This is a genomic window from Arthrobacter sp. Sr24, assembly GCF_054511175.1.
Map to the genome: position 1 here is coordinate 180456 of NZ_JBTNDB010000005.1, position 8094 is coordinate 188549.

The 8094-nt window shown below is 58.8% G+C and carries 10 protein-coding genes; 5 read left to right on the forward strand and 5 right to left on the reverse strand.

What is annotated here, in order from left to right; translation table 11 throughout:
* Positions 1-174 precede the first annotated feature (174 nt).
* The 4 genes from dxs (at position 175) to ACX80D_RS05770 (ending at position 4643) form a co-directional block, all read left to right on the forward strand.
* A complete protein-coding gene (gene dxs / locus ACX80D_RS05755; protein WP_459321681.1) occupies positions 175-2166 on the forward strand; it encodes a 1-deoxy-D-xylulose-5-phosphate synthase in 1992 nt (663 codons plus the stop codon).
* The gene (locus ACX80D_RS05760) at positions 2163-2750 is read left to right on the forward strand and encodes a DUF402 domain-containing protein (protein ID WP_459321682.1); all 588 of its coding nucleotides are present in this window, start codon (positions 2163-2165) and stop codon (positions 2748-2750) included. The genes dxs and ACX80D_RS05760 overlap by 4 nt, the downstream gene beginning before the upstream one ends.
* Entirely contained in the window at positions 2747-3439 is a 693-nt protein-coding gene (locus ACX80D_RS05765) for a hypothetical protein (protein WP_459321683.1), read from the forward strand. The genes ACX80D_RS05760 and ACX80D_RS05765 overlap by 4 nt, the downstream gene beginning before the upstream one ends.
* 205 nt (positions 3440-3644) lie before the next feature.
* Positions 3645-4643: an aldo/keto reductase gene (locus ACX80D_RS05770; RefSeq protein WP_459321684.1), complete on the forward strand. Its 999-nt coding sequence runs from the start codon at positions 3645-3647 to the stop codon at positions 4641-4643.
* 72 nt (positions 4644-4715) lie between these two features.
* Here the strand turns inward: ACX80D_RS05770 and ACX80D_RS05775 are convergent, their stop codons facing one another.
* The 5 genes from ACX80D_RS05775 to ACX80D_RS05795 form a co-directional block, all read right to left on the reverse strand.
* Positions 4716-5168 (reverse strand): Rieske (2Fe-2S) protein, encoded by a 453-nt coding sequence (locus tag ACX80D_RS05775; protein ID WP_459321685.1) that lies wholly within the window; start codon positions 5166-5168, stop codon positions 4716-4718.
* 78 nt (positions 5169-5246) lie between these two features.
* The gene (locus ACX80D_RS05780) at positions 5247-5753 is read right to left on the reverse strand and encodes a GNAT family N-acetyltransferase (RefSeq protein ID WP_459321686.1); all 507 of its coding nucleotides are present in this window, start codon (positions 5751-5753) and stop codon (positions 5247-5249) included.
* A gap of 131 nt (positions 5754-5884) precedes the next feature.
* On the reverse strand, positions 5885-6136 hold the full coding sequence (locus tag ACX80D_RS05785) for a hypothetical protein (RefSeq protein WP_459321687.1): 252 nt from the start codon (positions 6134-6136) through the stop codon (positions 5885-5887).
* 238 nt (positions 6137-6374) lie between these two features.
* Positions 6375-6545 carry a hypothetical protein gene (locus tag ACX80D_RS05790; protein ID WP_459321688.1) on the reverse strand — a complete coding sequence of 57 codons (171 nt, stop codon included), beginning with the start codon at positions 6543-6545 and terminating at the stop codon, positions 6375-6377.
* A gap of 414 nt (positions 6546-6959) precedes the next feature.
* Positions 6960-7319, reverse strand: coding sequence for an ArsR/SmtB family transcription factor (locus tag ACX80D_RS05795; RefSeq protein WP_459321689.1), 360 nt, complete (start codon positions 7317-7319; stop codon positions 6960-6962).
* On the opposite strand from ACX80D_RS05795, the gene ACX80D_RS05800 reads away from it, so the two are divergent.
* Entirely contained in the window at positions 7318-7437 is a 120-nt protein-coding gene (locus tag ACX80D_RS05800) for a hypothetical protein (RefSeq protein WP_459321690.1), read from the forward strand. The two genes, ACX80D_RS05795 and ACX80D_RS05800, sit on opposite strands and share 2 nt — an antisense overlap.
* The last annotated feature ends 657 nt before the right edge of the window (positions 7438-8094 follow it).

Here is an 8094-nt window from a genome sequence, read left to right on the forward strand (position 1 = left end):
GTGGTTGATCACTGTGTAGCAAGTTGATAGTGAGAAATGCCGCCGTTTGAGGCTTTCGCTATGGTGTGAACCATAGCGAGAAGCGGAAACGGCGGCATTTCTCGTAGTGCGTGGACTAGGTTATTGCCGTAGACACGATATTGTTAGACGTTGACCGAGCACCAGGAGGTACCCGTGGGACTTTTAGAATTCATCACGCACCCGCGTGACCTGAGCCGGCTCAGTGAGCACCAAATGGAGGAGCTGGCCCAAGAAATTCGGGATTTCCTCATCTCCAACGTCTCCCAGACAGGCGGCCACTTAGGTCCTAACCTGGGTGTTGTGGAGTTGACCTTAGCCATTCACCGAATCTTTGACTCTCCTCGCGACAGCGTTGTTTTCGATACCGGGCACCAGTCATATGTCCACAAATTGGTGACGGGCCGCCATGACTTTTCCGCCTTGCGCCAGCAGGGCGGGCTCTCCGGCTACCCTGAACGGGCCGAATCTGAGCACGATATTGTGCAGAGTTCACACGCTTCCTCCTCTCTGTCTTGGGCCGACGGCATTGCCCGCGCTCACCAGCTCCGCGGCGAGGATGACCGCTACGTGGTTGCCGTCATCGGTGACGGCGCCCTGACTGGTGGCATGACGTGGGAGGCCATTAATAACATTGCCGCCGACAAGGACCGCAAAGTGGTGATCGTTGTCAACGACAATGGCCGCTCCTACGCTCCGACCGTGGGCGGTTTTGCAGATTACCTGGCGTCGTTGCGCCCCGCTATTGACCACGTGCGCACCCACAAGAAGTATGAAGCGTCCATGTACTGGGGCAAGAAGCGCCTTCAAGATGGCAACGCGGCTGGCCGTTTTGTGTACAAGAGTTTGCACGCCGCAAAGAAGGGCGTCAAAGACTGGTGGGCACCGCAAGGGCTCTTTGACGATCTCGGCATGAAGTACGTGGGCCCGGTGGACGGCCACGACGAAAAGGCCATGGAAGCTGCCCTGCAGCTGGCCAAAAACTACGCTGGACCCGTCATTGTGCATGCGTTCACGGAGAAGGGCCGCGGCTACGCCCCTGCCCGCGCCGATGAGGACGATCAATTCCACGCCGTGGGAGTCATCAACCCCGAAACGGGCCGTGCGCTCACAGCAGCCAGTGGCAAGTCTTGGACGAGTGTTTTCGGTGAGGAAATCACCAAGATTGCCGAAGAACGCGAAGACATTGTGGCCATTACCGGTGCCATGTTGCTGCCCATGGGCCTGGCTGGATTTGCTGCAAAGTACCCGGATCGTGTCATCGATGTTGGCATTGCCGAACAGCATGCCGTCACCATGGCCGCTGGCATGGCCTTCGGTGGGATGCACCCGGTCGTGGCCATTTACGCCACGTTCCTCAACCGCGCCTTCGATCAGCTGCTCATGGACGTTGCCTTGCATCAGGCCGGCGTCACCATCGTGCTGGACCGTGCCGGTGTGACCGGGCCTGACGGTCCTAGCCACCACGGCATGTGGGACATGTCCATGTTGCAGATCGTTCCCGGTCTCCACTTGGCTGCACCGCGGGACGCCGAGAGGCTGCGCGAGGAACTTCGCGAAGCTGTCGCCATCTCCGACGCCCCCAGCGTAGTGCGCTACTCCAAGGGACAGGTGGGTCCGGAAATTGTGGCCCTAGAGCGCTTGTACGACGGCGTCGACGTCCTGGCCCGCTCGGCCCACGACATGCCCGGTGCAGGTGTGGACCCGCAGCCCGATGTGCTGATTGTCAGCGTCGGTGCCATGAGTGAACTGTCCCTGGATGTGGCCAACCGCATTGGCGCCCAAGGCATAAGCTCCACCGTGGTTGATCCGCGCTGGGTTCTGCCCGTGCCGCGTTCCATTGTTCAGTTGGCCTCACAGCACCGGATCGTCATTGTGGTTGAAGACGGTGTGCGTGCCGGCGGTGTGGGCTCACGGATTCGTCAGGAATTGCGGGCAGCTGGCATCGATACGGCCTTGAATGAGGTGGGTCTGCCCGTAGAATTCCTTGCCCATGGTACTCGTGGCGAGGTTCTGGAACGTGTGGGATTGACGGCACAGCGGGTGGCGCAGGACGTCGTCGAACAGGTCCTTGGCACCAAGGTTCCCTTCGCCCGCCCGCTGCCCGGCCAGCCCGCGCCTCGCACAGGGCAGATGCCGATCCTGTGAGCGTTGCGCATGAGTTAGGGGCCCGGCAGAGCGTGGTGGATCTGCCGCAACCTGGCGATTTGGTGGTGGCCCGCAACCGCAAGTACGACGGCGGCGCCCACTGGGTTGTTCCCGGGCGTCACCTCGGCACGGACGAGCACGGTCATTGGGTCTTTCAGGGCACGCACGAATTCATTTCCCGGCCTGGTGCGGCGTTGTACACCGAATCGGACGCCATCTTCTTGATCCCGCACACCGGCGATTGGGTGGCGACGTTCTTCGATGCAGCCCACCCGCACGGCGTGGAGCTCTACATCGATCTGGCCCTGGACCTGCAGTGGCACCGCATCCGCCCTGATGTGGTGGAGTTTCACATGATTGACATGGACTTGGACGTGGTCCGCACCAAGGACCGTGGGCTGTTTGTTGACGACCGTGACGAGTTTGCCCAGCATGCCGTGAAATTTTCTTATCCGCAGGAGATCTGCGACCGCATCGAGTCCGCCTGCCAGGCGCTCAGCGAAGCTGTGGCCGCCGGCCACGCCCCATTCGATGGCCGCGACGCGGCTTGGTTCACCCTTGGAAGGACGCTGCAAACAGCATGAGCGAGCACAACAGTACCGAACAGCATACTGAGACCATTTTGGCGGGCCTGGACCCGAACATTGTGCGCATGTATAAGAAGGACGACGCCGGTGTCCTGACGTTCCGTGAAGCGTGGGTTGACGCTGGGGGAGCCGGGGAGACGGACGGCGCCACCGGAAATAACGCCGGCGGTAATAACGCCGCCGGTGAGGGCGTATTCTTCGTGGTCAACCACGGTACGGTGGGACACCTCAGTACCTCCAAGGATGCCCCGGTGGCCACCCTCGAAGAAGCCGAAGCGATGCTGGCAGCGTTCGCCGCTCAGTGCCTTGAAGATGGGTTCGCCGTGCTCGAGCGAAGCGAGCAGTCGTTGGTAGTGGCTCAGTTCGCGTTGAAGAGTTCACTTGTTTCCGAGCGCGACAAGCACCTGGCCAACCGCGCCAAAGACAGCCTCACCGCGCACTTGGCGTGGCGCGGCAGCGGCATCTTGGAAAAGTACGAGTTTGTGCCGGCTCCGCATGGTCTCGGTAAGTTGAACATCTACATTGTGGCCCCCGATGCAGCCCGCGCCGTGGCCAACATCAAGGTGTGCATCCGTGAAGAAAAGCTGGACTTCACCAAGCTGACCGTCGCCACCGGCCCCATCGACGATCCCTCAGCGCTGCGTGCCAAGCACAGCGCCACCGGAGGAACAGCCTTCAGCCTGTAGCCACCTCCAGACGCTAATCACCTACGGACGCTAGTCACCTCCAGACGCTAGCGCAGCAATGGCTGGATTTTTCCCAACGCTATCGCAGTGCACTGCGATAGCGTTCGGCAAAATGGCACCATTGCTGCGCTAGCGTCTTGTTGGGGGAGGGTGCCGGGAGTGTGGCTGGAGAAGATTAGCCACTGGCCTTGGCTAAGGTTGAATCATGACGCAAAACAATCTCAACAACATTGAATACCGCCAGGTGGGCCGCTCGGGATTAACGGTGTCAACCGTGGGGCTCGGCTGCAACAATCTGGGCCGCAGTGGCACGGTGACCCAAACGCAAGAGGGTAGTGACGCCGTCGTGCATGCAGCGTTGGACGCGGGCATCACTCACTTTGATGTGGCGGATGTCTATGGCATGACGCCGGGGCTCAGTGAAACGATCCTCGGTAAGGCGCTCGGCACGCACCGGGACGAAGTGGTGGTGGCTACTAAGTTTGGGATGAATACCGGGGGAGCCAACGGGGTGGACTGGGGCTGTCGGGGCTCGCGGAAGTACATTTTGCAGTCGGTCGAGGCGTCTTTGCGACGGCTCAATACCGACTATTTGGACCTATATTACTATCACACCCCCGATGCGCACACACCTATGGCAGAGACGCTTTCGGCGCTGGATACTTTAGTGCAATCGGGCAAGGTCCGTTACATTGGCCACTCAAATTTGGCTGGTTGGCAGGTGGCCGACGCCGAATATACCGCACGCGCCTTGGGCACCGAACGTTTTGTGGCCAGCCAAAATCACTACAACTTGCTGGACCGACGCGCTGAGCTGGAAGTAACACCTGCCGCCGAGGCTTACGGATTGGGAGTGATGCCGTACTTCCCGCTGGCCAATGGTCTGCTGACGGGCAAGTACAAGGGCGGTGCGGTACCGGACGGAAGCCGGCTATCCCACACGCGCCAGCATATGGTTAGCGAAGCCGATCAGGACCAGTTTGCGGCCTTCAGCGCTTTCGCGGAGGCCCGTGAATTGACCGAGGTTCAGGTGGCGTTCTCATGGCTGGCAGCCCAGCCAGCCGTGGCCAGCGTCATTGCCGGGGCCACCAAGCCAGAGCAAGTGCGCCAGAATGCCGCGGCCGCCAACTGGAAACCGACAGCCGACGACCTGGCGGAGCTGGACCAAATCTTCCCGAGGACGCCAAAGGTTGCCTTGTTCTAAACAAGCACCCTCAAGGATCGGCTTCAACCGTGCTGCGCTCCCAGCGGCACGGTTGATGGTGTCTAGCCCACCTTAGACGGAGACGGTGATCCATTCGCCGTCGATGGCGGCAGCGAATCGGGGCAGGGCTTCCTTAGCCGGGCCAGAGACTACCGTGCCATCGCTTCCCTTGAAGACGGTACTGTGGCAGGGGCATTTGAAGTCTTCCCCGTGCGGGGCCACCTTGCACCCGGCGTGGGTGCAGATGTCCGTGTAGGCCAGTACGGTGGTTTCATCGGGGCGGAACAGTATGACCTCAATATCTCCGGCCGTAGCTGCCGCGGTGGTGCCGACGGGTAGTTCGCTCAACTTGCCCACCTGGTGTGCGGTGCCACCGGTGGGAATGTCGGCAGGAGTTTTCCCCTGGTTACGGATGTCGCTGGCCGACGGCGAGCAGCCCACCAAGGCGAGTGCGCAGGCGGCGCCGGTGGCCACTGTGGTCACGCGGAGGGTGGATCGGCGGGTCAGGGAAGGCTCAACAGTCATGTCTCTATTCTTTCAGTTGAAGCTGAAAGAAAGCGAAACGGGGGCGTGGGTCCAGAGCGCCTTCCCCTACTTCGGCCCTCAGGCGTGTAGGAGAACCTGGTACAGGTTATGGTCTTGCCAACGTCCGGCAATCTTCAGATACTGCGGGGCCAGGCCAATCTGCCTGAATCCCGAGTTAAGCAGCACCCGCTGGGAGCCAAAATTATCCAGAAGGGTACTGGCCTCGATGCGGTGCAGGCCAAGATCGTCACGTGCCGTTTCGATGATCGCTTGGACGGCAGCCGAGGCAAGCCCTTGGCCCGTGTAGCTGGCGTCTACCCAGTATCCCAGGCTGCTGCTTTGGAACGGGCCGCGCACAATGCCTGTCATGTTGAACCGGCCAACGATCCGATCGCCAGTAAATAAACCAAAGAGGTGATCTTCTCCAGCTTCATGAGCGGCAAGCCGCTTGGCAATATCTAAGGCCTGCCATTCCTCCGTGTAGAACTCCTCCGGGCGCACCGGATCCCAATAAGCAAGGTGGGCGCGGTTACGCGAGTACGCTGCGGCAAGCTCTGCGGCATCATTGACACGCATCAGGCGCATGCTGATCTCTTCTACCAGTTTGCGAGGTTTAAACACCTGATAACGATATCTGTGCATCTTGCCATGGGTAGTCATTGACTGCAGATGTTGCGGCCTGCTCGTTAGTAACTTCGCAGGGCATGCCGCAGGAGTCACAGTGCTCGTCCGCGTCGTTCCCACTCATCTTCTTCGGCTGCTTCCTCGTCCCAGAAGTGACCGTCGTAGTGGCGCACATATAAGAGGTAACCCAGGGTCGAGATGCTCAAAAGCAGCCCCGCGAGGTAAGCGTAGCTGACCAATTCCCATGCACCGGGAGTGGTGATGCGCACGACCACAAAAATAGTTTGGAAAATGGTAAGAGCTGTCCACAGGGCAAACTGAACACGGAAACTTCCACGCGTCATCTTAGGTTGAAGTCTCCTGGAACCCCGAGCATGGGTCATGTTTTGAAGGCTACAAGCGTCCCAACGAATTAGGAACATCAGCGCTCATACTGCTTGGTTTGATCCGCTGCTCTCATTGCTAAAAATCGCCAGTCCGCAGAGGGTTCGGCTACGGAAGAAGCAATGTTGCCTTAAGGTGCCTGGCCTTCATGCCTCATGCCCGTTTGTGGACTCTTGTGGGGCGTTTTGCATTGAGGAGCTAGGAGTTACCTTGGCTCTCTGAGCCCCGGGCAAGGAGGCTTTCGGCAATGGACAAAGTAGCCAGCGCTTGCACAGCTTCCCAATTTCCAGGTTTCAGTTTGCTGGCGATTGTTGCTGCTTGATCAGCGTAGCTCTCGGCCCGTCGGGCAGCGTCATTGTCATTGCTCATCGAAATTTCCTACTTTCATCGGTTCAGCATGTAATTCCAACAACATCACATCATGAATCAGAGGATAGTCAGCGGAGATCCCTTGGTTGCTGTCACAAAACATTTGCCAGCTCAATCGATGCCAGCCTTCGTCCGTTCTAGTCCCATAGCCCGTTCCCACTATGGACGAGGAAATACCGTACTGCCGACTTTTGAGATTCTGCACACACCTTCTGAAAACTTCCAACCGGTCGTCGAGATCGCGGGAGTTTGGTAAATCAAAACCTTTATATTTCGAGACGCATGCGGTGGCGCAGGTAGGGCACTCCACTGCTGCGCCAGCATTTCTCGTGCTGGTCCTTTTCAACTTCAAGACGTTCTCACCTGGCTACCGTCCAGGAGGGGGCGGCGCCATACTGGGCTAAGAACCTTCATTCATGCCAGCGGACTTCTCGAGGATTCCTTGGGCTCCTGGCTGAGGACGGCTGCGAGGAGTGATGGGAAGCGTTGATCCAGATCGTCGCGACGCAGAGTGATCGTGCGTCGAAGGCGGTTCGGGTCGTTCCGGATGACTCCGGCCAGCCGCAGAGTCTTGAGATGGTGCGACAGGGTCGATTTTGGCAGTGGGTCGTTTTCTGGCTGGCACTGAGCAAGATCCAAGGGGCCGTCGGCCAACCGCCTGACAATGTCCAATCGTCCCGCATCGCTGAGCGCGAAGAGCACCGATGTTAGTTCCAGATCGCTGACATTTGGATGTCGCCGCCGCGCGCTGGGTGCCTCCCGTTCCTTGGTCATGGGCTTAATTCTGGGACAATCTGCTCTGGTCTCAGTCGCCGGCATCATTCTCGGCACTCTGAGCGCCACTGTTTTTTGGCAGGCACCGGATCGCCAGTACCTCGCTTGGGCTACCTGAGCGCAGTGGCGATCCTAACGCTGCTGACCTGCCTTACCGCTTCCATCTTGCCGGCCATAGGTGCCGCCCGCGAGACCCGATCAAAGAACTCAGAGTCCCTTAGGCCTACCAGACATGCTGGGATGAGGATGATGCTCAGGGGCTAGGATTCTAGACATGCCGATTTAACAGATACAAGGCGACCGTACTGATCTGTTGATTTCGAGGCGCGCGAACCGTGAGTTGTAGAGAATTATCGCGCCCAGCGGGATATATGACCTTGTATCAATTATCTCGACCCTGGGCTCCGGAGTGCCGCGCTGCGATTTCCAAAAGCCCTACGATTCCACGAACTCAGTCTGCAGTCTCTAAAGCGTGTCCTGAATCATGGTCATGGGCCCTTGATCTGATGGGAAAGTTTGCAAAACGGTGAAGATGCAACGAGCCGTATGGAAGCTGTTGGCGAAAACGACGAAAGTGCCCTGGTGTGGCTCAGAGGAGAAAGAGTGAAGTGATCGGCGATTTGATATCGCCGATCACTTCACTCACGTCTGCTCGAAATCAGGGTCTTCCGAATGCAGGGTGTAGTCAGGGTTGCTCAGTGATGAATCCGGGTGTGGAACTCGTTTCGGCATAGGTGAGGGCCTTGGTAGAGAATCAGATTGTCTAAGATCTCGT

What these genes read in the sequence shown, in the direction of transcription:
- ACX80D_RS05790 (WP_459321688.1), bottom strand. Translation starts at nt 6,545, where the DNA reads ATGAGCAATGACAATGACGCTGCCCGACGGGCCGAGAGCTACGCTGAT.
- ACX80D_RS05785 (WP_459321687.1), bottom strand. Translation starts at nt 6,136, where the DNA reads ATGACGCGTGGAAGTTTCCGTGTTCAGTTTGCCCTGTGGACAGCTCTT.
- ACX80D_RS05800 (WP_459321690.1), top strand. Translation starts at nt 7,318, where the DNA reads ATGGGCTTAATTCTGGGACAATCTGCTCTGGTCTCAGTCGCCGGCATC.
- ACX80D_RS05795 (WP_459321689.1), bottom strand. Translation starts at nt 7,319, where the DNA reads ATGACCAAGGAACGGGAGGCACCCAGCGCGCGGCGGCGACATCCAAAT.
- ACX80D_RS05775 (WP_459321685.1), bottom strand. Translation starts at nt 5,168, where the DNA reads ATGACTGTTGAGCCTTCCCTGACCCGCCGATCCACCCTCCGCGTGACC.
- ACX80D_RS05765 (WP_459321683.1), top strand. Translation starts at nt 2,747, where the DNA reads ATGAGCGAGCACAACAGTACCGAACAGCATACTGAGACCATTTTGGCG.
- ACX80D_RS05770 (WP_459321684.1), top strand. Translation starts at nt 3,645, where the DNA reads ATGACGCAAAACAATCTCAACAACATTGAATACCGCCAGGTGGGCCGC.
- ACX80D_RS05780 (WP_459321686.1), bottom strand. Translation starts at nt 5,753, where the DNA reads ATGCGCCTGATGCGTGTCAATGATGCCGCAGAGCTTGCCGCAGCGTAC.